Annotated in this window: 23 protein-coding genes and 1 rRNA gene; 17 read left to right on the top strand and 7 right to left on the bottom strand. The window is 38.4% G+C overall.

All coding sequences use genetic code 11. From position 1 onward, the window contains the following. The first annotated feature begins 178 nt into the window (after positions 1 to 178). The 6 genes from rrf (at position 179) to B9A18_RS13540 (ending at position 5,922) form a co-directional block, all read left to right on the top strand. Positions 179 to 290 (top strand): 5S ribosomal RNA (gene rrf / locus B9A18_RS13565). Positions 291 to 441: 151 nt separating this feature from the next. Further along, a complete protein-coding gene (locus B9A18_RS13560) occupies positions 442 to 1,017 on the top strand; it encodes a gluconate 2-dehydrogenase subunit 3 family protein (protein ID WP_144009497.1) in 576 nt (191 codons plus the stop codon). A gap of 5 nt (positions 1,018 to 1,022) precedes the next feature. Further along, entirely contained in the window at positions 1,023 to 2,714 is a 1,692-nt protein-coding gene (locus tag B9A18_RS13555) for a GMC oxidoreductase (protein WP_084289852.1), read from the top strand. 229 nt (positions 2,715 to 2,943) lie between these two features. Continuing rightward, a complete protein-coding gene (locus tag B9A18_RS13550; RefSeq protein ID WP_084289851.1) occupies positions 2,944 to 3,804 on the top strand; it encodes a beta-1,6-N-acetylglucosaminyltransferase in 861 nt (286 codons plus the stop codon). A 33-nt stretch (positions 3,805 to 3,837) separates the two neighbouring features. Next, a complete protein-coding gene (locus B9A18_RS13545; protein WP_084289850.1) occupies positions 3,838 to 4,749 on the top strand; it encodes a glycosyltransferase family 2 protein in 912 nt (303 codons plus the stop codon). 6 nt (positions 4,750 to 4,755) lie between these two features. Then, positions 4,756 to 5,922 (top strand): glycosyltransferase family 2 protein, encoded by a 1,167-nt coding sequence (locus B9A18_RS13540; RefSeq protein WP_084289849.1) that lies wholly within the window; start codon positions 4,756 to 4,758, stop codon positions 5,920 to 5,922. Positions 5,923 to 5,935: 13 nt separating this feature from the next. Here B9A18_RS13540 and B9A18_RS13535 read toward each other — a convergent pair whose 3' ends face one another. The 5 genes from B9A18_RS13535 to B9A18_RS13515 form a co-directional block, all read right to left on the bottom strand. Beyond that, positions 5,936 to 6,658, bottom strand: coding sequence for a 4'-phosphopantetheinyl transferase family protein (locus tag B9A18_RS13535; protein ID WP_084289848.1), 723 nt, complete (start codon positions 6,656 to 6,658; stop codon positions 5,936 to 5,938). Positions 6,659 to 6,853: 195 nt separating this feature from the next. Continuing rightward, positions 6,854 to 7,015, bottom strand: a complete 162-nt coding sequence (locus B9A18_RS13530) for a hypothetical protein (protein WP_226905054.1) — start codon at positions 7,013 to 7,015, stop codon at positions 6,854 to 6,856. A 264-nt stretch (positions 7,016 to 7,279) separates the two neighbouring features. Further along, positions 7,280 to 7,852 carry a hypothetical protein gene (locus B9A18_RS13525; RefSeq protein WP_084289847.1) on the bottom strand — a complete coding sequence of 191 codons (573 nt, stop codon included), beginning with the start codon at positions 7,850 to 7,852 and terminating at the stop codon, positions 7,280 to 7,282. 321 nt (positions 7,853 to 8,173) lie between these two features. Continuing rightward, positions 8,174 to 8,425 carry a hypothetical protein gene (locus B9A18_RS13520; RefSeq protein ID WP_084289846.1) on the bottom strand — a complete coding sequence of 84 codons (252 nt, stop codon included), beginning with the start codon at positions 8,423 to 8,425 and terminating at the stop codon, positions 8,174 to 8,176. 67 nt (positions 8,426 to 8,492) lie between these two features. Next, positions 8,493 to 10,673, bottom strand: coding sequence for a S46 family peptidase (locus tag B9A18_RS13515; protein ID WP_084289845.1), 2,181 nt, complete (start codon positions 10,671 to 10,673; stop codon positions 8,493 to 8,495). Positions 10,674 to 11,089: 416 nt separating this feature from the next. Here B9A18_RS13515 and B9A18_RS13510 point away from each other — a divergent pair, with 416 nt between their 5' ends. The 11 genes from B9A18_RS13510 (at position 11,090) to B9A18_RS13460 (ending at position 22,218) form a co-directional block, all read left to right on the top strand. Next, positions 11,090 to 11,566 (top strand): GAF domain-containing protein, encoded by a 477-nt coding sequence (locus B9A18_RS13510; RefSeq protein WP_084289844.1) that lies wholly within the window; start codon positions 11,090 to 11,092, stop codon positions 11,564 to 11,566. 117 nt (positions 11,567 to 11,683) lie between these two features. Further along, positions 11,684 to 12,976: a kynureninase gene (gene kynU / locus B9A18_RS13505; RefSeq protein WP_084289843.1), complete on the top strand. Its 1,293-nt coding sequence runs from the start codon at positions 11,684 to 11,686 to the stop codon at positions 12,974 to 12,976. Between the two features lie 7 nt (positions 12,977 to 12,983). Next, positions 12,984 to 13,844: a bestrophin family protein gene (locus B9A18_RS13500; RefSeq protein ID WP_084289842.1), complete on the top strand. Its 861-nt coding sequence runs from the start codon at positions 12,984 to 12,986 to the stop codon at positions 13,842 to 13,844. Continuing rightward, positions 13,844 to 14,749, top strand: coding sequence for a histone deacetylase family protein (locus tag B9A18_RS13495; protein ID WP_084289841.1), 906 nt, complete (start codon positions 13,844 to 13,846; stop codon positions 14,747 to 14,749). The genes B9A18_RS13500 and B9A18_RS13495 overlap by 1 nt, the downstream gene beginning before the upstream one ends. Next, the gene (locus B9A18_RS13490; RefSeq protein ID WP_235005321.1) at positions 14,746 to 16,647 is read left to right on the top strand and encodes a DNA topoisomerase 3; all 1,902 of its coding nucleotides are present in this window, start codon (positions 14,746 to 14,748) and stop codon (positions 16,645 to 16,647) included. Before B9A18_RS13495 ends, B9A18_RS13490 begins: the two co-directional genes overlap by 4 nt. Before the next feature lie 4 nt (positions 16,648 to 16,651). Then, positions 16,652 to 17,746 (top strand): MBL fold metallo-hydrolase, encoded by a 1,095-nt coding sequence (locus B9A18_RS13485; RefSeq protein WP_084289840.1) that lies wholly within the window; start codon positions 16,652 to 16,654, stop codon positions 17,744 to 17,746. A gap of 48 nt (positions 17,747 to 17,794) precedes the next feature. Further along, the gene (locus tag B9A18_RS13480; protein ID WP_084289839.1) at positions 17,795 to 18,172 is read left to right on the top strand and encodes a DUF1801 domain-containing protein; all 378 of its coding nucleotides are present in this window, start codon (positions 17,795 to 17,797) and stop codon (positions 18,170 to 18,172) included. Beyond that, positions 18,163 to 18,960: a PDDEXK family nuclease gene (locus B9A18_RS13475; protein WP_084289838.1), complete on the top strand. Its 798-nt coding sequence runs from the start codon at positions 18,163 to 18,165 to the stop codon at positions 18,958 to 18,960. Before B9A18_RS13480 ends, B9A18_RS13475 begins: the two co-directional genes overlap by 10 nt. Before the next feature lie 34 nt (positions 18,961 to 18,994). Continuing rightward, positions 18,995 to 19,954: a tRNA (adenosine(37)-N6)-dimethylallyltransferase MiaA gene (gene miaA / locus B9A18_RS13470; protein ID WP_084289869.1), complete on the top strand. Its 960-nt coding sequence runs from the start codon at positions 18,995 to 18,997 to the stop codon at positions 19,952 to 19,954. A gap of 330 nt (positions 19,955 to 20,284) precedes the next feature. Beyond that, on the top strand, positions 20,285 to 20,815 hold the full coding sequence (locus B9A18_RS13465; protein ID WP_084289837.1) for a DUF3347 domain-containing protein: 531 nt from the start codon (positions 20,285 to 20,287) through the stop codon (positions 20,813 to 20,815). Between the two features lie 116 nt (positions 20,816 to 20,931). Continuing rightward, entirely contained in the window at positions 20,932 to 22,218 is a 1,287-nt protein-coding gene (locus B9A18_RS13460; protein ID WP_084289836.1) for a citrate synthase, read from the top strand. An 88-nt stretch (positions 22,219 to 22,306) separates the two neighbouring features. Here the strand turns inward: B9A18_RS13460 and B9A18_RS13455 are convergent, their stop codons facing one another. Both B9A18_RS13455 and B9A18_RS13450 read right to left on the bottom strand, forming a co-directional pair. After that, positions 22,307 to 23,692 carry a nucleoside permease gene (locus B9A18_RS13455; RefSeq protein WP_084289835.1) on the bottom strand — a complete coding sequence of 462 codons (1,386 nt, stop codon included), beginning with the start codon at positions 23,690 to 23,692 and terminating at the stop codon, positions 22,307 to 22,309. Then, positions 23,682 to 24,293, bottom strand: a complete 612-nt coding sequence (locus tag B9A18_RS13450) for a bifunctional nuclease family protein (RefSeq protein WP_084289834.1) — start codon at positions 24,291 to 24,293, stop codon at positions 23,682 to 23,684. Before B9A18_RS13450 ends, B9A18_RS13455 begins: the two co-directional genes overlap by 11 nt. Positions 24,294 to 24,354: the final 61 nt, after the last annotated feature.

Raw genomic sequence — 24,354 nt, 5'->3', positions numbered from 1 at the left:
GTGGTGACATCAAAGTCGAGTAATACTAATCATCCGAAGCTTTCAAGAGCAGTAAACTGTTGTTTGTTCTTCCTAACTTAACTTCTTTCAATAATATGTCATTTGTTTAGTGTAACAGCATGCAAGGCGAAAGCTGCGCAATAAAGCGAAAAGATATATACTAAATCATTAAAAATATTTAGGTGCCTATATCGGTGGTGTCCACCTCTTCCCATTCCGAACAGAGAAGTTAAGCCCACCAGAGCCGATGGTACTGCGGTAACACGTGGGAGAGTAGGTCGGTGCCAAATCTTAAAGAAAGCCGGTAGTCAGAAGACTATCGGCTTTTCTTGTTTAGAAAGATTTTGTGCTTTAATCTGAATTTCCTTTGAATTTACTTTGTTTTATGCTCTTATTAATAGAATTTCTTGGTTATATTTACTAAAAATCAATATATCTATAGTGGATAGAAGAACTACAGTAAAAAGCATCTTAGCAGTCAGTGCAATTTCCTTTACATCTTTTTCTGTATTTAAATGGTTTGATCTTCATAAGAAGCCAGACTTAAATTACCTGAATAGTAAAAAGATCTTAATTGAAGAATTGACTGAAATGATCATTCCAACCACCGATACTCCGGGAGCTAAAGAGGCTAAAGTTGCCGATTTCATTTTGCTTACGGTGGCAAATTGCCTTGATGTAAAGGAACAAAATGGTTTTATTTCTGGTCTTAAAAGTCTTGAGAAATACAGTGTTGAGAAATTTAATGTTGATTTTATCGGGTGTAGTACGGAAAATAGAGAGAAAATTTTAACTCATTTTCAGAGTATGGACATTTATGATTATTCAATTTTAAATAAGGTCCGTAGGAAAATTCTGGGATCTCCCTTTTTTGTTCAGCTAAAGTGGCTTACCGTTTATGGCTACTGCACCTCAAAACCTGGGGCTACAAAAGGCTTGGCATACGATTATATCCCTGGTAATTATGCGGCCTGCTTTCCCCTTCAACCTAATCAAAAATCCTGGGCTACTAAGTAGAATTTATGAATATTAACTTAAAATCGAAGCAGCAAAATACTTACGATGCAATTGTTATTGGCTCTGGTATTAGTGGCGGTTGGGCAGCTATGGAATTGTGTAAGAGCGGATTAAAAACTCTGTTGCTCGAGCGTGGTAGAGATGTTCAACATATAAAGGATTATCCTACGGCGAACTTAAATCCCTGGGATTTTAAGTTGAGAGGACAAAATACGGTTCATGATTTTGAAGAGGATCCAATACAAAGTAGTGCTTACAACGCTGCAAATAAGCAGTTTTATGTTAGTGATAAGGAGCACCCGTATATACAGGAAAAGCCATTTAATTGGTATAGAGGATATCAGGTTGGCGGCAGATCTTTATTGTGGGGCCGCCAGTGTTATCGGTTAAGTGATCTGGATTTTGAAGCTAATCTTAAGGAGGGGATCGCTGTGGATTGGCCGATCCGTTACAATGATATAGCGCCATGGTATAGTTATGTGGAAACCCATATTGGCGTAAGTGGGAAGAAAGAAAATTTAGCTCACTTTGCTGATGGCGTTTTCTTACCGCCAATGGAGCTAAATTGTATAGAAAAGCATTTAGCAGAGTCGATTAAGAAGAATGAAGAGCATAGATTATTGACCATAGCCCGGGTGGCGAATTTAACACGGGGATGGGATAATAGAGGACCTTGCATGAATAGGAATTTATGTACCAGGGGCTGTCCGTTTGGTGGCTACTTTAGTAGTAATAGTTCAACTATTCCGGCGGCTATGGCTACAGGAAACCTAACTTTAAGACCCTTTTCTATAGTCACCGAGATTATTTACAATGATAGATTGCAAAAAGCAGAGGGCGTAAGGGTAATAGATACAAATACTAATGAGTACATGGAGTTTTTTGCAAAAATAATTTTTGTTAACGCTTCAACTATTCCTACGACATCAATCTTATTGAATTCAAAATCAAGTCATTTTCCTGACGGATTAGGTAATGAGAGTGGGCAACTTGGGCACAATTTAATGGATCATCACTCATCTGCTGGTGCATCGGGTAGTCATGACGGTTTTAAGGACAATTATTACAAAGGACGGAGACCATGTGGTTTCTTAATTCCCAGGTATAGAAATTTAGGCCATAATGATAATCTTGACTTTAAAAGAGGGTATAATATTCAAGGAGATGGGGAGCGAGAGGAGTGGATGGAAAAGATGTCGATGTCAGGTTTTGGCAAAGATTTTAAGGCTCAATTAACTAAGCCAGGAGAGTGGACGGTATGGATGGCGGGTTGGGGAGAGTGCTTACCATATTTTGAAAACAAAATTTCATTGGATACCGTACAAAAGGATAAATGGGGATTACCGCTGGTTAAAATCGATTTTTCATACCAGGATAACGAGCATAAGATGATGAAAGATATAGAAGAAACCTCCTTGGAAATGCTTGAAAAAGCTGGTTTTAAGGCAAAATCTTTTAATTACAATAAGCCTGGAGGGTCTACAATTCATGAAATGGGAACAGCAAGGATGGGGCATGATGCGAAAACGTCTGTGTTGAATAAATTTAATCAAATTCACAATGTGAAGAATGTATTCGTAACTGATGGGAGCTGCATGACCTCTTCAGGTTGCCTCAATCCTTCATTAACTTATATGGCATTAACTGCTAGAGCATGTAATTACGCTGTAAATCAGCTTAAAAGTGGGGATCTATAATAGAACTCAATTTTTTACTTAATTATTACTTAGGAAAAGAAAATCATAAGTTATAATATGTATTTGTACATAAAATAACAATTTTTCTTATTTTTAAAGAATGATATATGCCGACGAAAGGTGGAGCATATTTTATTTTATAACGTAAAAATATTGTATTATTACATTTCCCTTCTTAAAATTTATTTAGCACTGACTTTTGCAGTCAGCAGAAACGCCAATATTTAGAATGCGAATAGCACATATAATAATAGCACATAAAAATCCGCAACAATTGGCGCGATTGATAAAAAGGATGCAATATCCTGATTTTGATTTTTACATACATATTGATCAAAAAATAGATATTGGACCTTTCCTGTTTTTGAAAGATATAGCTAGCGTATTTTTTATACAAAAGCGCATTGAATGTAATTGGGGAGGTTACAGCACTTTGCAGGCTATGGTCAATTCACTCCAAGAAGCTCATGAAAGTAGCCGGGTCTATAAATTTTATAATTTGTTGAGTGCTCAGGATTATCCGCTTAGATCCAATAAGTGGATTCATGATTTTTTATTGGAAAATGCAGAAAAGTCCTTTATTTACTATGAAGAAGATCATACCTCTAAATGGTGGGACTCCGCTGTTCAGCGCTTTGATAAATATCATTTGACAGATTTTAATTTTCCATATAAGTTTTTTGTTGAACGTATTATCAATAAGGTACTCCCAAAACGGAAGTTTCCTTTGCCTGTAAAGCTATATGGAGGGAGCAAGGCAAGCTGGTGGATGATTAACGATGAATGTGCGGAATATCTCCTGAATGCTTTTAAGAAAGAAAAAGGACTAAGTAACTTTCTGAGGTTTTGTTGGGGAACAGATGAGTTTGTAATTCCTACGATATTAATGAATTCGCCTTTAAGTGCTAAAATTGTAAATGGAAATCTGCGCTATATCTTTTTTCCTAAAGGGGATGCTAGCCCAAAAATTCTCCAAGCAGCAGACCTGGATGCCGTGGTTAAATCTGATATGCTTTTTGCCAGGAAATTTGATGCCGCAATAGATTCGGTTATTTTAGATGAGATTGATGAATTTATTGATCGGGCTTGAAAGGCTATCGATAAAAGATTACATTTACCTTAAATGAAAGTAACCTCTATAATTACTGTAAACTTTAATCAACCGCAGGTCACACTTGATTTTCTGAGGTCAGTAAAAGAAAATACTATAGGAGATCGTGTGGAAGTGATTTTGGTAGATAATGGGAGTAAGGAAGACCATAAAGAAGCCTACAAAGCAGTGTATCCTGATTTAGTTTATATCAAATCAGTTGTTAATCTAGGTTTTGCCGGTGGTAATAACCTCGGGATTAAAGTAGCCAAGGGCGACTATCTGTTGCTCTTAAACAACGATACGGAGATTTCTGCTGATCTTATTTCGGTAATGACTGCTGAATTTGAACATCATCCGGAAATTGGGATTTTATCGCCGCTATTGCTTTATTTCGAACAACCTCAGGTGATACAGTATGCCGGTTTTACAGAAATGAATTATCTGACCTGTCGCAATAAAGGGATAGGGAGTATGGAGACAAATATTGGTCAGTATGACCTGGATAGTAGAGAGACTGGTTATTGCCATGGCGCAGCTATGATGTGTCGTAGAGACGAACTGAAACATGTTGGTCTGATGGCTGAACAGTTCTTTTTGTATTATGAAGAGCTGGACTGGTGCGAAAAATTTAAGAAAGCCGGTAAAAAGATCTGGTTTACCGGTAAAACAAAAGTTTACCACAAGGAGTCTATGAGCGTTGGTAAAGGGAGTCATATCAAAACGTATTTCATGACAAGGAACAGAATGCTTTTTATCAGAAGAAATACCAGCAGCATAAACACTTTTCTTTTTAGCATTTACTATATCTCCTTTGCATGTAGTAAACAGATTTTTGCATACCTTTTAAAGGGAAGATGGGATTTGATTAAATGGGTTTTGAAAGGTGTGTGGTGGAACTTTAAAAAATCAAAAAATAGTGATAACCTCGGTATTAAAATATAGTAACAAATGATTGTAGCTTTTTGGATTAGTCTTTTTTTAATCATTTATACGTTTGTGGGGTATGGTTTTTTATTGTATTTCCTGGTCAAGATTAAGCGATTTTTGGTGAAACCTTTTATTTTTACAGGTGATGTAGTGCTTCCTAGCGTTAGTTTGCTGATTGCAGCCTATAATGAAGAGGACATTATTGTCGAGAAAATAACCAATACTTTAAACCTAGATTACCCTAAGGATAAGATTCAGATTATAATTATTACAGACGGTTCAACGGATCGGACTGCTGAGCTTGTAAGAGGATTTCCTGAAGTAGTGTTGTTACATGAAGATATCCGTTCGGGCAAAATGGCCGCAATCAAAAGGGCCATACCTTTTATTACTGGTGAAGTGACTGTTTTTACTGATGCCAATACCTTTCTCAACAGTAGGGCTATTCTTGAATTAGTAAAACACTATCAAAACACTAAAGTGGGCGCTGTAGCCGGCGAGAAAAGGATTCTGGTAGAGGAAAAGGCTGATGCCAGTTCGGCAGGTGAGGGTTTTTACTGGAAATATGAATCTAAACTTAAGAAATGGGATTATGATTTGTATTCCAATGTTGGTGCTGCAGGAGAGTTGTTCAGTATAAGAACAGCGCTTTATCAGCCTGTTGAGGCAGATACGATCATTGATGATCATATGATTGCTATGAGAATCGCAGAGAAAGGATTCGTCATTGCTTACGAGCCGGATGCTTATGCAATGGAAACGGCATCTGCCAATTCAAAGGAAGAATTGAAAAGAAAGGTAAGAATAGCAGCAGGAGGAATGCAATCTATCTTAAGGTTAAAAGTAGCTGCAAACCCATTTTATTATCCAATTCTTACTTTTCAATACATCAGTCATCGTGTTTTAAGGTGGACCATCACACCATTTTTATTGATTCTTGTCTTTGTATTAAATGGCTTGATTGTTTTAAAAGGAGGAGCAGAAATTTACTGGGTACTATTTGTAGGCCAGGTGTTGTTTTACTTGCTTAGCCTTACTGGTTTGTTTTTTGAGAGTAGAAATATACGCATTAAAGCCTTTTTTATTCCGTACTATTTTTGTGTAATGAACTATGCAGTAATAGCAGGGATCGTTAGATATTTCAGAAAAAATCAAAGCGCAGCCTGGGAAAAATCTAAGAGAAAGTAATTGTATTCCTTTTCTAACTTAGAATTAAAGAGGGCGGTTGAAAATTCCAATAATGAATAGTGCTGTCAGGTACCTCGGTAGCCAAACCTATTACGTAATTCTGGTCTAACAGGAGGCTTTTAACCTCGAAGTATGTGTCAAATCGGCCGACTATAGGCGCAACCACATTGAGTTTAGTCAGGTCCTCTGTCAATCCCTCTCCCGAGGCTTTCAATATGGCTTCTTTCCTAGTCCATAAGACATAAAACCAAAGTAATCTATCGGCATTTTTATTAATTAAGGAAGATTCCTCTTCATTAAAAATAGCGTTCATCAACGGATCGAAATCGAAATTTTGATTGATAAACTCAATGTCAATTCCAATGGGAGCTAGACTTATCGCTATTATAATAAAGTTACCGCTATGAGAAATATTAAATTCAATTCCATCAACCTTAGGCTTTTTATCCGAACTGAAATGGAAATGAATGTCTGCGGGAGGGATTAGAACAAAATGTGCTAAAAGATTGCGCAATACATACCTGGTTACAATATAGCTTTCTGCATCCTTAGTCTTTAAAAAACGGCTAGCCTTTGTTATTTCCTGATCGTTAAGAATATCAATATAAGTATCTTGGATAAGATCGAAGTATGTGTCGACTTCGATCTTAAAAAGATGTGTCTCTCTATCCTTAATAAGGCATGCTTCCTTTTTAAAAGTAAGCCAATTTATGTCACCTGCTGGCAAATCAATCATAATAATTGGTTACTTACTATCTAAAACTTTCTGAAGTATCGTCACAACAAATCGAGCTTATTCTATCGTTCCTTTCTCAAAAGTAATAAAATATTGCTCATTACGAATAACGATGTACATGACATTCTAAACTGTTTTTAGTTTTATGTGGGAAATATAAAAAAAAGCCACCTTTGAGGTAGCTTTTGATAAGATCTATTTCTTTTCAGGAGGAGTGTTGACGATTTCTCCAAACTCATTAACCCAGGCCATCATGCTTTCCAGATCACCTCCGGTAGAATTTTGCTGACGCTCCAGCTTACGTTGTTCTTTATCTTCTTTCTTCTTTTGTCTGTTCTTTTCTAGTTGCTTCTTCATGAAGGTAGCCTGAGATTTAGCCATAAATTCAATGTATTAGTTAAAAAATAACTTTTCTCTGCTCTTACCTGTTGTAGCCTGCAATATGATTCGTGTAACCATAGGGGCAATGTAATTAATTCTGGGGTGGCAACGGATCAGCAACCAGTAGAATTTGAAACCCAATCAAAGGATTAATTGGCAAGTAATATTAAGAGAATAGTGTAATGAATATCCCGTTTTATGCAAATATAAGGATTTTTTATGTTAATCTGACCTATACTCTTATTTAGATAGTGTAATCGTGTAGACTGCCCTTGCTTTTACCTTCATTGGAGTAGCGGTAGCCGTTTTTGCTTTAACGACGATATTATATGTTCTTGATGGTTGGATAATAAATGATTTTAAGGTATCAGGAAGAATATCGGGAGTTAATGAAAGGGAACCACTTATTGAACTTGAAGTAACGCTCGCATTGGCTATATTGCTGACATTTCCACCAGTTGCAATTCTAAACCTTATCGTTTCTAGATTGCCAAAATTGTTGTTGGTGTCAATAATATTTTTTAAATCTATTTTGATAGAATCCAATAACAAGGCTAAACTTTTCATTTTAACTGCTGTAATATGTTCAATCGTGAAATTGTTTGGGGTGTTTCTTAACTGCTCTTCAAGGTTAAGATGTGATGGGATACCTGCAATAGTTGCCGGACTATTAATGTTACTCAATACAGGGATTTCAAAAGAGGTGGTGTCATTCACGATGATGTCTTGCTGAATGCTCTCTGATATTTTTTTGCACGAGGTAAATGCAAAAATTAGAGAAAGTAAAGCTATGTTTAGGCGACTGTTTTTCATCACTATATAATTTGTTTTTTATCGGTTATGAAGCTATCATTTGCGAGTGTAAACTCCTGAAGGTTTCATGGTTATTGCAAGGTAGTGTATATCTAGTAAAAGTACTGAACTTTTATCATGTTTGGCATTTTAACGCTCCAAAATTATATTCTGCGTAACAATTTAAGTATCTGTAAATCAACATTGATACCTGTTGTTTATTTAACTTTTTGTTTATTAAAAGTGGGTAGAATGTAATAAGTGTCGGTTTAATTACGAAATATAATTTTGTGGTGTGTTTATTGTTTCTGTATTACAGTTGGTTATCTTGTTTTATCTCTATTAATACTGTTGTCTGTTGTAGGCTGCCGAGAAATCGGATCTCATCGTCTTAAAACGTTCTACTACTGTCGCAATAAATGCTTCATCCAGGATCTGAAAAATCTCATTTGCGCCCCCTCCACTCAAGTCTAGTTCTGATAGTTTGTAACTCTGCTCAAGTGTTCCCTGCTCAAACTTGATGATGTATTTTTGATTCATATTAAACAGGGTGATCTTGCATTCCGGATGTGGTAGTTCTGCTATTACTCTCATGTATTTTGTGTTTTAAAAAAGCCATCCTGTTAAGGATGGCCTTCAGTTTATGCTTTGTTTCTAAGTGTTAAATTTTAACGCCCATTTCTTTTAACAGGAAATTCGCTTTATCAATTTTTGAAGCTACCCATAGTACATAACGGATATCAACTCCAATAGATCTGCTGTAACTTTCGTTCCATGCATAATCGTTAATTGTAGCACCATAAGCTCTGTCGAAGTTTACACCAATCAGTTCTCCTTGTGCATTCATGATTGGAGAGCCAGAATTGCCACCAGTAGTATCCATGTTGTATAAAAATGCAACAGGTACATCTTTCAGGTCTTTTTTAGCAAAGGGACCAAAGTCTTTAGCCTCCCATAGTGCCCTGATTTGAGCAGGGTAGCTGAAGTCAGGCTTTCCGCTTGTGCCTTTTTCTAATATTCCTTTAATCGTGGTGTATGGACGCATATAAGATGCGTCTGCAGGCCAGTATCCTCTTACATAGCCATAAGTAAGTCGCAAGGTGCTATTTGCATCAGGTACGAAATCCTTTTTAAGGAATTTTTCTTTTACATTCACATAATCGCCCATTAGTTTATTCAATACGCCTTCTCTGCGATCTTTTTCAGGTTTTAAAGCCGCAATTTGTGCTGCTATATCTTTTTCGAAAGATAAGAGGTTGTCACTATAGCTAGAGAATGATTTTGTGGACTTTAAAAGTGTGTTGTAAACGTAACTGGTGTCTGTAAGTTTACTGTTCTTGAACGTATTCGTTACATAATCCTCAATTACCTTCTCACTATATGCAGACTTGTTCGTAAGCTTGTCTACGGCGTTTACAGATTGATCTGCCGAGAAAGCAGAAGCGTCGCTCAACATTCTTTTAAAGATTTTTCTGTCAGCATCAATGTCGTAAGCCTCGTAGATTCCCGCTAAGAACGATTTTAAACGTGGTTTGTTTTGATTGAAGAATGCTTCTTTCTGGTTTTCAGGTTGTGCATCAAGCGCTGTTTTAAAAGCGTTAATGTTTCTCGATACGCCAAGAACACTTGTTGAGTTGTATATTTGGGCTAACCATAAGTCTCTTTTAGCGTCCCCGTTGATCAACTTATAAAGGTTGTCGATGTCTGACATTAAACTGCCATACCGAGCTTTTACGTCAATATTGCTGTTGATGAATTTGGCAAGTGCAGCATCTTCATTCTTCTTTTGTGAGATCAGGTCGATTCCTTTTAAGCCCTGTAGTTTACCCCTGTAGTTTTTTAATGTATTGGCGTTTCTTTTTATCCTGGTAGCCAGTTTAATTTCAGTAGTTTTATCCTTTTTACCTGCGTTTTCCATTGTCGTATTCTGGAAATCATATAATTCCGATACGTAAGGCAATACGAATTGTTGCTGGTACTCGATGAACTGAGCAGGGCGGTGGCGGAATGTTTTACCAGGGTAACCTAATATGAAAACAAAATCTTCCTCATTTGTGCCATTGGCGTTTACTTTAAGGAATTTTTTAGGTGTGTAAGGAACGTTTTTCTTTGAATATTTGGCCGGCGACCCGTCTGCTGCTACATAAGCACGCATGAAAGAGAAGTCGCCGGTGTGACGCGGCCATACCCAGTTGTCAGTTTCTCCGCCAAACTCTCCGATCTGACGGTTTGGAACATATACCAGGCGTACATCCTGAATGGTTTTGTATCTGAATAGTACATAAGTCTTTCCGATGAACATTTCCGATACTTCGGCTTGGATGGTAGGGTCTTTTTTCTCCGCTTCCACCACAATGTTCTTCATGGCGTCATTAATAAGTTTCAATCTTGATGTAGGGTCGGTAACCTGAGCAACAGCACCTAAAACACGATCTGAAACATCTTCATAACTGTCAGTGATACGGCATGTTAATCCTTTTGCCTCGATTTCCTGTTCACGGTTTGCAGCTACAAAACCATTGGTGAGGTAGTCGTGCTCAGGAGTGCTTGCAAGTTGTACAGCGCTGAACGCGCAGTGGTGATTGGTGATGATCAGTCCCTGGTTAGAAATGAAAGATCCGGTGCAGCCGCCTACATTTACCAGTGCGTCGACCAAGCTCGTGCCATTTGGATTGTAAATCTCATTCTGACTGATTTTTAAACCAGCCTTTTTTAAATCTAGTTTATGGATTTCGCTTAAAGGAAACATTCCCTCTTCCCAGGGTTTGTAGCCTGATTGCAAAATGCCAACCGTGAGTAATGAGCAGGTTAGCAAAGATGTAATTAAGGTTTTTTTATTCATTTGTGATACTTATTTGTTATTTAGTTAGTTCCTTCCAGGTGGCATCGTTACTATCTTTGATGCGTTCAAAAATTCAAATTTAATTATTTTAGTTGTTTGAAGGGTAAAAGTCCTCAATATAACCTCAGGTAGCGGGAGTAATCGGCTGTATTCTGTTCGGTGTGGAGCTGATTAGCCTTCAGTCTGTGTCTTATCCTGCTGTTGTTTATGTTTTGCTTTTATTTTGCCTCAAACCTGCTTTTTTGTTGCTTGAGCAAAAGGATAGCAAAAGAGGAGCAAAAGGATAGCAAAAGAAAAGCAAAAGAAATTTACTGCTTAGGCTAGGCACTGTCTACCCCCTGGCAGGAGTTAATCTTGTGGGATATCACACTTGTTTTGATATTTACTTTTATATTTTTGTAATTCAAATAGAATTTATGGCAGAAGATTTAGTGATAACCAGAAGTGCGGACAAGGAAGCTCAATATTTATCCCTTATTCCTCAGATTAAAGCTTTGATTACAGGTGAAGAAGATCAGATTGCTAATCTGGCTAATGTTGCTGCAGCTTTAAAAGAGCAATTTAATTGGTTTTGGGTAGGGTTTTACCTCGTTAAAGGCGAAGAGTTAGTGTTGGGACCATTTCAGGGGCCTGTTGCCTGTACAAGGATAAAATTCGGAAAGGGTGTGTGTGGTGCTTCCTGGCAGCGTAATGAAGTATTAGTTGTTCCTGATGTAGATCAGTTTCCGGGACACATTGCCTGTGCATCGGCATCAAAATCCGAAATTGTTTTGCCTTTGTATAAAGGGGCAGAGGTGATCGGTGTATTGGATGTGGATAGTGAATATCTTGGTTATTTTGATGATGTTGATGAGAAGTACTTAAAGGAAATTGTTAACTTGTTTAATGCTTAAATGAGGGGGATTAGAACTATCCAGGCTAAGTGTTCGTCTGATTGATATTTGATTTTGTGGATAACAAAATTGCCTGCCTGATTTATTTATCTCCCTTTTTTGTGGATATTTGAAACAATGAATTTTGAGAACACGTTAGCATTTGCACAAGCGCTCGACCAAGCTGATCCGCTTCGTGAATTAAGGCAGGATTTTTTATTCCCTCAGCAAAATGGGAAGCCTTTTATTTACTTGTGTGGTAATTCTTTAGGGTTGCAACCTAAAGCAGCACGTGAGGTTCTTAATGAGCAGTTGAACAATTGGCAGAATTATGCTGTTGAGGGCTGGTTTGAAGGGAAAACGCCATGGATGTTTTACCACAAGGAGTTGAAAAAACTGATGGCTCCATTGGTTGGTGCAAGTCCTGCCGAGGTTTGTCCAATGAATACATTAACAGTAAATCTTCATTTGTTATTGGTTAGCTTTTACAAGCCTAAACCAGGTAAGTATAAGATTATCATGGAGGCAGGGGCTTTTCCATCCGATCAATACGCGATTGAAAGTCAGGTTCGTTTTCATGGTTATGATCCTAAAGCGGCAATTATTGAGGTTGCACCCAGAGAAGGTGAATATATCTTACGAACAGAGGATATCATTAATGCTATTGCCGAAAGCGGTAATGAAATAGCGCTGGTGTTGTTTGGAGGTGTTAATTATTTTACCGGGCAGTGGTTTGATATGGAGGCGATCACGAAAGCGGGGCATGCTGTAGACGCAATTGTTGGTTTTGATTTAGCGCATGCAGCGGGGAATGTTCCAGTGCAGTTACACGCTTGGAATATTGATTTTGCTTGCTGGTGCTCGTATAAGTACCAAAATTCGGGGCCAGGCGGTATAAGTGGCATCTTTGTTCACGAAAAGCACTTTTCTGACAGCAGTTTAAATCGCTTTGCAGGTTGGTGGGGATATCAGGAGCAGCAACGTTTTAAAATGGAAAAGGGATTTGTACCAGAGGCCGGAGCTGACGGTTGGCAGGTGAGTTGCACCCAGGTAATGCCTATGGCATTATACTATGCTTCCCTGCAGAGTTTCGAAAAAGCGGGGTTCATAAATCCCTTAAGAGAGAAAAGTAAAACTTTAACTGCTTATTTGTTTTTCATTATTAATGAAGTGAATATGGTGTTGGAAATGGAGCAATATAAAATCATTACTCCAACAAATGAAGCTGATCGCGGCGCTCAGGTTTCTATCATAGCAAAGGAAAAAGGAAAAGAGGTTTTTGAGCAGTTGGTGGCTAATAATGTGTTGGGAGATTGGCGAGAACCGAACGTCATCAGGCTAAGCCCGGTACCTTTGTATAACTCTTTTGAAGATGTTTTTGAAACAGGAGCATTGTTATTGGAGATCAGTAAAAAGATATTAGTGAAATAGAATTATTATGATCAATTACAATCCTAAAGACTGGGTAACTTTTATATTTCATGTACATAAGGCGGATACGATTCGTACTTTATGGCCATTAATGGTCAGCGTAGCTATGTTTTCTGGGATTATGGCTTTTCTGGAGCTGAACTACCTGAAGCTGGCGGAAACAATCTATGTGAAAAATATTGGAATGATGCATAATCTGCTTGGTTTTGTTATCTCGATGTTACTGGTATTCAGAACCAATACATCATACGACAGATGGTGGGAAGGTAGGCGGCTTTTAGGTGGATTAACCAATGTAAGTCGCAATTTTGCTATTAAAATCAAAGCCTTAAAGTTAAGGCCTGAGCATGTTGCATTCTTTGATTACGCCATTGCAAAGTATGCTTTTGCATTAAGGGAGCATTTAAGAGAGAGGCAGTATTTTGGTAAGGATAGTTTAATGATTGAAGTGGATGGCGGTAAGCATATCCCCAATCAGGTAGCTGCAGGTATAGCATCGAGGGTTTTTGACCTTCAGGCTACTGGGGAGATTACAAACGAACAGCTCATCATATTGAATGCAGATGTTCAGCAATTTACCGAAATATGCGGTGGCTGTGAGCGTATTAAAAATACGCCAATTCCGTATTCTTATAGTGCCTTTATAAAGAAGTTCATCTTTATTTATGTCATCACTTTGCCTTTTGGATGGGTGTTTAGTCTGGGATATTTTGTAATACCTATTGTTCCTTTCATTTTGTATGTGCTGGCCAGTTTGGAGTTAATTGCCGAAGAGATTGAAAATCCTTTTGGTGAGGATGCTAATGACCTTCCTGTAAATGAAATCTGTAACAATATAGAAAAGCATGTAGGAGAGATTCTTAAGTAATGATTAAGATCGCCTGGCATCCTTTGTACGCGCACCCTTTACCTGAGGGGCATCGATTCCCTATGGTTAAGTATGAATTGATTCCCGGGCAATTGTTTCATGAAGGTATTATAACCGAAAAGAACTTGTTTGCGCCGGAGCCATTGGAAGAGAATGTGGTCTTGTTGTCGCATGAGAAGGCGTACTGGGATCAATTAAAAACGCTCACACTTCCTGCGAAGGAACAAAGAAGAATAGGTTTTCCATTAAACGCTCAATTGGTTGAACGTGAAATCAGAATAGCAAAGGGGACTGTTGAGGGAGCTTTGTATGCAAGGCAGTGTGGCATAGCGTTTAATGTGGCTGGGGGTACACATCATGCTGGGAGTAACTGGGGTGAGGGTTTTTGCTTGTTGAATGATCAGGCTATAGCGGCAAACTATTTGTTAAATAGAGGATTAGCCAGTCGTATCTTAATTATAGATTTAGATGTTCATCAGGGCAATGGAACAGCCGAAATCTTTTACGATGAGCCCCGGGTGTTTACGTTTTCAATGCATGGTGATAAGAATTTTCCTTTTAGAAAGGAGCGCTCCGATCTTGATATTCCTTTGGAAGATGGAATCAGCGATGCTGCTTTCTTAGGTAAATTGAGCAACGCACTTCCATTACTTTTAGCGCACAAACCCGATTTTGTGTTCTATTTATCTGGAGTTGATGTGCTGGAAAGTGATAAATTGGGTAAATTGGCTTTAAGTAAAGCCGGTTGTAAAGAGAGAGACAGGATGGTACTACAGTTTTGTAAAGACAATAATTTACCGGTTCAGGTAAGTATGGGGGGTGGGTATTCACCAAACATTAAAGACATTGTTGATGCACATTGTAATACATTTAAGATTGGTTTAGATATTTTTGAAAAATTATGAAGATTGTAATTGCAGAGAAACCTTCGGTGGGACGTGAATTGGCTAAGGTTTTCGGTGCTACAACTAAAAAAGACGGATATATTGAAGGGAAGGGGTATTCTTTTACCTGGGCATTTGGACATTTGCTACAACTTGCTCCACCACAGGATTACGGTTTTATTGGTTGGCGTAGACAGCATTTACCGATGTTGCCGAAGAAGTTTAAGCTGGCTATCAGGAAAATAAAATCCAAGGACGGTATGATCGAAGATCCTGGTGTGCGTAAACAACTTGATATCATTAAAAAGTTATTTGACGAAGCCGATGAGATTATAGTGGCGACGGATGCCGGGCGGGAAGGTGAATTGATTTTCCGCTACATCTATTATTTTTTAAAATGTAAAAAACCTTTCCGAAGGCTTTGGATTTCCTCGCAAACTGATGAAGCCATAAAAGAAGGGTTCAGAAATCTGAAACCGGGAACGGATTATGATACTTTATTTAATTCGGCGCATTGTCGGTCGGAGTCCGACTGGCTTGTTGGTATGAATGCTACACAGGCTTTAAGTATATCAGCCGGAAACCGCTCAGTTTTATCGTTAGGTAGGGTGCAGACGCCAACATTGGCTATGATTTGCTCTAGGTATCTGGAAATCAAGAATTTCGTTCCTCAGACATATTATCAGTTGGCGATTCAGCTGGATAAAGACGGACAGCTGTTTAAGGCTATGTGTGTAAATAGCTTTGATAAGAAAGAAGAAGCTGAAGAATTGCTGGCTAAGATTGAGGATGTTGCATCTGGTTTTAGCAATGGAGGTAAGATTATAGGTGTTGAAGCTAAACCACGTAAAGAACCTCCTCCGCTGTTGCATGACTTAAGTAGTTTACAGCAGGAAGCGAATAAGCGTAAGGGCTTTACGGCCGATCAGACATTGAGTTTGTTACAGGGTTTATATGAAAGCAAGCTCGTTACTTATCCGCGTACGGGTAGCCGTTACATTGGCGATGATGTGTTTGCTGGCGTACCTACACTGATAGATAAGTTAAAAGATCATAAGGATTTTGGCAGGCAAGCTGAGTTCTTGCTGACCGTTCCATTGAATAAAAGGAGTGTGAATGCAAAGAAGGTGACCGATCACCATGCTATTTTGCCTACCGGTGAGTCTCCATATCAATTAAGTGGTGATAAACAGGCTATTTATGAGATGGTAGTTGGACGGATGCTTGAGGCATTTCACCAGGAATGTGTTAAGGAAATCACTAAAATATCGATCGAATCCGGTTCTTTGTTTGTGGCTAATGGTACAGTAATCCGCTCTGCGGGTTGGCGCTCGGTATTTAATGAATCGGACGAGGAGAAAAAGGATGAGGAAAATCCGGCCTTGCCGAAAGTTAAGAAAGGTGAGGAGTTGCCTATTACCAATAAGGCTTTGTTGGAAAAGCAAACCAAGCCTAAAGCTATGTATAACGAGGCATCCTTGCTAAAGGCGCTTGAGACTTCGGGTAAAGACATTGAGGATGAGGAGCTGAGATATGCCATGAAGGACAGTGGATTGGGTACTCCGGCTACCAGGGCATCTATTATTGAAACTTTGATTAACCGGGAATATATATCCAGAGAGAAACGTAACCTGGTGCCTACTACTAAGGGGTTAGCGGTTTATGATGTGGTAAAGGATAAAAAGATTGCACAGGCAGAGCTGACAGGGCAATGGGAAAAGCGACTGGAGGAAATACGTACTGGCGCGTCGGTGGTTGATTTTAAGGCAGAGATCACAGATTATACGAAAACCATTACCAATGAGCTTTTGGCTGCTGGAAATGCTTTGGCTGCTAAACTTGCACCAACACCAACACCAACACCAACACCAACACCAACGCCAACACCAACACCAGCGGAGGAGCAAAAGATTGATTAATTAAATGAAGAAATTTATGTATTCCATTTTAGCAGTTATTATCGTATTGGCGTTAGCTGTCATATGGTTGTTTAATATGCCAGTATTCGGACGTGCTCCGGAAGGTGCGCGGTTGGAAAGATTGAAAAAACTGTCTAATTTTAAAGCAGACGGAACATTAGATAATTTGTCGCCAACCCCTATGAAGCCTGATAGCGTAAGTTACTGGGATATGATTGTGGGGATGATAAAAGGAAATGAAAACAGTTCACCTAAAAAGGCATTGCCTCATATGGTTCCTGATTTCAGCGCAACTACCAAAACAAAACTGATCTGGTTTGGACACTCTTCTTATTTTTTACAGATTGACGGCATTAAGGTGTTGGTTGATCCCGTTTTTAGCAAGCGCCCTTCGCCTCTTTCTTTTATAGGTACCGGTAGTTATGCGGGAACAGATTTTGTTAAAGCTGAGGATTTTCCGGAACTGGATATCATTTTAATTACCCATGATCATTACGATCATATGGATTACCAGAGTATTTTGAAGCTAAAGGATAAGACCAGGCTATTCATTACTTCGTTAGGAGCAGGAGCTCATCTGGAGCATTGGGGGATACCGGCTGGTAAAATTGTTGAACTGGCCTGGGGTGAAGAAACGATCGCTCATGGCTTAAAATTTATAGCCGCACCAGCACGGCACTTTACAGGTAGACTATTTACAAGGAATCAGACTTTATGGTCGGCCTTTATATTACAGGGTACTAAGCATAAATTATATTTGGGCGGTGATTCAGGCTATGATACACACTTTAAGAAAACGGGCGCACAGCATGGTCCTTTTGATCTGGCTATATTAGAGTGTGGACAATATAATAGCTATTGGCCTTTAATTCATATGTTTCCTGAACAAACGGTTCAGGCAGCTAAAGATTTAAACGCTAAAGTTTTACTTCCGGTACATTGGGCTAAATTCAGTCTGGCTATGCATAGCTGGAATGAACCTGCTATCAGGGTTACAAAACAGGCGAAATTGGAGCAATTTAAAATTACTACACCTCTGTTGGGAGAGCTGGTGGTTTTGGATGAGCATTACCCTTCGGAGGAATGGTGGTTGGATTAACTTGTTGCTGGACTTAAACAATATGACTTTAGAGGTGTTGTTTTAATTATGAAAACAGATTTTATAGAAATTTTTCAAACCATCAGGGCCGTGCTTCAGCCATATGCAGCATTGGGGTTCTATAGTAAGATTAACAGTGAAACTTCCTATGATCTGTGGAGTGAAAGAGATGTAGAAATTGAAGGGAGATTAAATAAGGAAGTTCATTTTGCTGCTGTGATGATACATAAAGGTCATGTTGGGTTTTACTTTATGCCTGTGTATGCAGAGCCAGTAATGAAGGAAATTTTTGATCCAGCGCTTTTAAAGTTGCTGAAGGGGAAATCATGTTTTCATATCAAAGAATTAGATGATGTGCTTTTGTCACATATTGAAACAGCTTTAGCTGAGGGATATAGATTATATAAAGAAAAGGGTTGGGCATAAAAATAGTTTGGCAAGATAGTGTGTTAATCGCGTTAGCGAATATGGGGGTGGACGTTGTACCTGTAACCCATGAAAAGTATACTTTGATCTTGTGTAATGAAAAGGTAGTCGTTAATTTAATTCCGCTTGAAAACAATTATGCTGTCGATGAATTGATCGCATTGCAATCGGACTACCAACTTAAAGGTTTAAATCTAGTGCAGTTATGGGAAGATATCTGGCATACCAGGCAGGAGCAGGTATTGGGGCGGATTAAATCTATTCTCGGTTTAAATAAACGCATGCATGGCCGGAAAGGTATAATATCTGCTATCGATCAGAAGCAGGCAGATGATTTTTTAAACAGGAACCATATTCAGGGAACTGCAAAAGCTAAGTACAAATTTGCGTTGACAATTGATGGGCAGGTAGTGGCCGTTGCTTGTTTTAGCAGCACCAGGCCTATGACCAGGATCGCGAGCGACTATCAATCTGTTGAGTTGATTCGTTTTGCAACGTTAATAGGTGTTACGGTTACAGGCGGATTTACAAAACTGTTAAAACATTTTATTAAGCTATTGTCACCGCATGATGTGATGAGTTATGCAGATCGTGACTGGTCGCTTGGCAATGCATACGAACAGTCTGGTTTTAAGTTAGTGGGGGTTACCCCTCCAATGCAAATATGCTTGCATAGAAAGGACCTCTCCAGATCCTTTCCTCATCGTGTAGATCAGGCCACCGATCCCAAAGAATTCCTCCCTGTTTTTAATACCGGAAATCTTAAATATATATTGTATCTACATTAAAGGGAGTATCTTGCAATTGAAAAAAATAAATGAAATGATTTCTTTTGATCATACTAAAACTGATAAAAAGCCACTCCTGGTGATATTGGGGCCTACTGCTTCTGGTAAGACAAAGCTTGCTGTCAATTTGTCTAGCGCCATAAACGGTGAAATTATTAGTGCCGATAGCAGGCAAGTGTTTGAGGGAATGGATATTGGTACTGGAAAAGATCTGGATGAGTACATCATTGATGGCAGAAAAATCTCTTACCATTTGATTGACATTAAAAGTGCCGGTGATAGTTATAATGTGAACGAGTTTAAGGAAGATTTTTATGAAGCATTTGAGGAAATAACTGAAAGGCAGGTGCTTCCAGTGCTATGTGGCGGCAGTGGTATGTATATCCATAGTATACTTCAGGATCATGAGTATACAGCTATTCCGCCAAATGCTACGCTCAGGGCCACTTTAGAGGTATTAGAGGTGCCTGAACTGCGGGATATTTTGTCAAGATACGCTCATGAATTTACGGCTCACGCAGATTTATCATCCCGAAAAAGATTAATAAGAGCCATAGAAGTGTCCGATTATTTAACCGGACATACACTTATTAAAGTAGAAAGGCCGGCCTTAAATTCCTGTGTTATCGGTTTGGCTTCGGCTATTAATTTACGCAGAGAGCGGATTATTAGCCGGCTTGATTTACGACTGAGGCAGGGTTTGATTGAGGAGGTAGAAGCGTTAATAAAGAGGGGAGTTTCGAAGGAGAAATTGATTTTCTATGGTCTTGAATACAAGTTTGTTGTAAGCTACCTTTCCGGTGAGATGGATTATGGTACGCTGCAGGAAAGATTAGCGGTCGCAATATGCCAATTTGCTAAACGGCAGATGACTTTTTTCAGAAAGATGGAGAAAGATGGTGTGAAAATAAACTGGATAAATTCGGATAGAACAGACGATCTTATGGATCAGGCTTTGTCATTATATGATAAAAACTTGAAACGCATCCGGTAGTTTTTACGAATAGATTCAGTATACTTAATTCTTTGGATATTTAAAATTTTATGAGGATAAGAAAAATAATGGCATGTGTTTAGGCGTAAGCTACGTTTAGCTTATAGCTTCAAATTGTAATTCTGAATAGAATATTTATAAAAGGCCTGTATCATGTTCATGATACAGGTCTTTTTATTTTGGGTTAGACCTAATTAATTGGGTGGTATTGATTGTAAATATTTTGTTCAAAGCTTATTTTTGCAGGTAAAAATGAAATGTACAGGATTTTTTTAGGTCCTGGTTTATTTATTTAAAATTAAAATGCTATTTTAACCGAAAAAACAAAACATGAGGAAATATCTTGCAGTAATGCTCATCTCAGGGATAGTTTCTTGCACGAATACGGAAAAGAAAGTAGCAGGGAATTCAGATACCACAACAAACATCAAAACCGCTGGTGTTGCAGTTGAATTAAAAGACGGTAAAGTTCAGGCCATATATAATGGTTACATTTCTTTGAAGGACGCTTTGGTTAGTACAAAATTTGAAGAGGCTCAAAAGGCAGCTTTAGCCCTTAAAACTGATCTTGCTAATTATAAAGGTTGTGAGAGTACTGCATTAATTGCGGACAAGATTGCGACTGCTGCTGATATTAAAACGCAGCGTAAAGAATTTACATCATTAAGTTCGGATGTGATTGCTTTGTTTAAGCATGCTGATCTGGTTAAGGGATCTATTTATGTACAACATTGCCCTATGGCCAATAATAATGATGGGGGTGACTGGCTTTCGGCGGAGAGCAAAATTCAAAATCCATATTATGGAGATGAGATGATGGAGTGTGGTCGTATTGTGGAAGAGATAAAATCTAGTAAGTAGTTTTTTGATTCTTTTTTGACGCTCATTTAATAATAATTTAACAGCTTTGTTATAGTAAGCTAAAAGCTAATCAGAATGGATTAGTTAAGTTTGTTTTATAAAATTTAAGAATATATATGTCAGATATTGCAGAAATTAAGATTGATGGAAAAGTGTATGAATTTCCCGTTATTACAGGTACCGAAGGGGAGAAGGCTATTGATATTTCTAAACTTAGAGATTTAACCGGTCATATTACTTTAGACTTTGGATACAAGAATACGGGCTCTACCAAGAGTGCAATAACTTTTTTAGATGGCGAACTGGGTATCTTAAAATATCGCGGTTATCCAATTGAAGAACTGGCAGAAAAATCTACATTTTTAGAGGTAGCTTATTTATTAATTTATGGAGATCTGCCTACTGAATCTCAGCTTACGGATTTCCAGACTCAGATCAGCAGACATACACTGATCCATGAAGACATGAAGAAGTTTTTGGATGGATATCCATCTAAGTCGCACCCAATGGCGCAACTTTCTTCGTTAGTGTGCTCACTGTCGACCTTTTATCCGGAGTCGTTAAACGCCAACTCATCGCCTGAAACAATGGATCTGACGATGATCAAGTTATTGGCTAAATTCCCGACTATCGTTTCTTTCATTTATAAAAAATCATTGGGTCATCCACTTATTTACCCTAAAAATAAGTACGACTACGTAAGCAATTTCCTGAACATGATTTTTGGTCAGCGTACTGAGGAGATTGAAATCGATCCGGTAGTAGTTAATGCAATGAACACTTTACTTATCCTTCATGCGGATCATGAGCAGAACTGTTCTGCTTCTACTGTAAGAATGGTAGGTTCTTCTGATTGTAATCTGTACGCTTCTGTATCTGCAGGAATTGATGCTTTGTGGGGACCACTTCATGGTGGAGCGAACCAGGCAGTAATTGAGATGCTTGAGCTGATCAAAGAAGATGGTGGAGACACAGAAAAATGGATCAATAAAGCTAAAGACAAAAATGATCCTTTCCGCATGATGGGCTTTGGACACAGAGTTTATAAAAACTTTGATCCAAGAGCTAAAATCATTAAAAAAGCATGTGATGATATTTTAGAGAAATTAGGAATTAACGATCCTGTTTTAGAAATCGCTAAGAAGCTTGAAGAAGCAGCATTGAATGATCCTTATTTTGTTCAACGTAAGCTTTATCCAAATGTAGATTTCTATTCTGGTATCATTTATAGAGCTCTGGGATTCCCAACTGATATGTTCACGGTATTGTTCGCTTTAGGCCGTTTACCAGGATGGATCGCACAATGGAAAGAAATGCACGAAAACAAAGAACCGATCGGTCGTCCGCGTCAAATTTATGTTGGCCACACTGATAGAAAGTTCACTGAAATAAAAGATAGATAATATTCTGATTATAAAAAATGAAACCCCGTTCAGCATAACTGAACGGGGTTTTGTTTTTGCCATCATTTTAAAACAATAGTGTATATGTTTAATGTCCTAATTTTTCAATAGCTTTTTCTTCAGCGCTATTGTGTTTGTGCTTAAACATAACAGCAAATCCGATGGTAATGATCAATGCATAAACTGTAAAAGAAAGCCATATGTCGTGCCAGTCTTTTACATCTAAAACTCTGCTTAGATCACCATTACTCAACACGCTTATACCTTTGTTTTTTAGGAAGGTAAGTAAGTGCTCATTTTCTGGATTTGTATTTGCCACAGTGGCCAAAGATTGAATATCACTATAATGTTTTGTGAAGTATTTATCGATCATCCAGCCGGAGACAAGGCTTCCGAATACTGCTCCGAATCCATTTGTCATCATCATAAACATGCCTTGTGCCGATGAGCGCGTTTTTGGAGTAGTAGAAGTCTCCACGAAAAGGGAACCGGAGATATTGAAGAAATCAAATGCCATTCCGTATACGATACACGACATTACAATCATCCATAAGTTACCTGCAGGATCGCCAAAGGCAAAGAATCCAAAGCGTAAAACCCAGGCTAACATAGCAATCACAATTACTTTTTTAATACCAAATTGTTTTAAAAAGAAAGGAATTGCCAAAATGAATAAGGTCTCAGAAACCTGAGAAATAGACATAATGATCGTCGAGTACTTAATTACAAATGAATCTGCATAGGCCGGGAATAGTTTAAACTCATCTAGAAACACATCACCATAAGCATTAGTCAATTGCAATGCACCACCTAAAAACATGGAAAAAATGAAAAATAAAGCCATTTTATAATTTGCAAACAGCTTAAATGCTTCCAAACCTAAAGTTTGTGCGAATGTTTTTTTCTCTTCTATTAACTTCTGCGGTGGGCATTTTGGTAAAGTAAAAGCGTATATACCCAATGCAAGTGCAGCAGTACCTGCGATATAGAATTGATAAGCTGTAGCTTTATTCCCGGTCAGATTGGTCGTCCACATAGCCACAATAAAGCCAATAGTACCCCAAACCCTAATAGGTGGGAAATCCTTGATTACATCGAATGCTCTGGATTTTAAGGTAGTGTAAGAAATAGAATTACTTAATGAAATGGTTGGCATATAAAAACACATCGCCAATAGCATGACCCAGAAAAAACTATTCGGACTTTCAACCTGTGGAATATAGAACAATACCCCCGCATAAAGAATATGCAGAATTCCATAAAGAACTTCTGCATTTACCCACTTGTCGGCAATAATTCCAGTGAGTGTAGGCATGATCAGGGATGCAAACCCCATTGTGGCAAAAATGGCACCAAATTGCGTACCATCCCATTGTTTTGTCCCGAACCAATAATTAGCTATAGTGATAAGCCAGGCACCCCAAACGAAGAACTGTAAAAAACTCATAAGGGTTAAGCGTAACTTAACGTTCATTGTTTCTTTTGTTTAGTTCATCACGAATACGGGCAGCTTTTTCATAAGCTTCCTCAGCGATTGCTTCCTGAAGTTTTTGGTTTAATTCTTCTATGGTTAATGATTTATAGCTCGAGGACATAGATGACATGTCTTCTGTTCCCTGTTCTTTCGACAGGTTGTCCATGTTTTCAAGAAAAAGGAAATCGTTACCTTCTATTACAATGCCTGCTGAAGAAAGTATAAATTCATAAGTGTATATAGCGGCATTGAAGCGAACAGCTAATGCAATGGCATCGGAGGTGCGGGCGTCAATTTCATGGGTAGTTTTTCCGTCAGTACAAATCAGCTTAGCATAGAAAACCCCCTCTACCAGGTTATAGATTAAAATCTCTTCGATTTCAATGTTGTAGATCTGCGCAAATGTCTTAAACAGGTCGTGGGTTAACGGCCTGCTGGGGGTCATCTTTTCTATTTCTATGGCTATAGCCTGTGCTTCAAACGCGCCAATAATAATTGGAAGGCGTCTTCTGCCATTTACTTCTCCGAGTACAAGGGCGTAGGCGCCCGACTGGGTTTGGCTATAAGATAAACCAACGATGTCTAGTTTTACTTTTTTCATTTTATAGAAATGTCATGTTGAGCTTGTCAAATACCCTATGGGCCTTTAACAAGCTCAAGGA

The organism is Pedobacter nyackensis, assembly GCF_900176505.1.
Classification (GTDB): domain Bacteria; phylum Bacteroidota; class Bacteroidia; order Sphingobacteriales; family Sphingobacteriaceae; genus Pedobacter; species Pedobacter nyackensis.
Note: the sequence above shows the minus strand (reverse complement) of the source record. Positions and strands in the feature narration are given on the sequence as shown.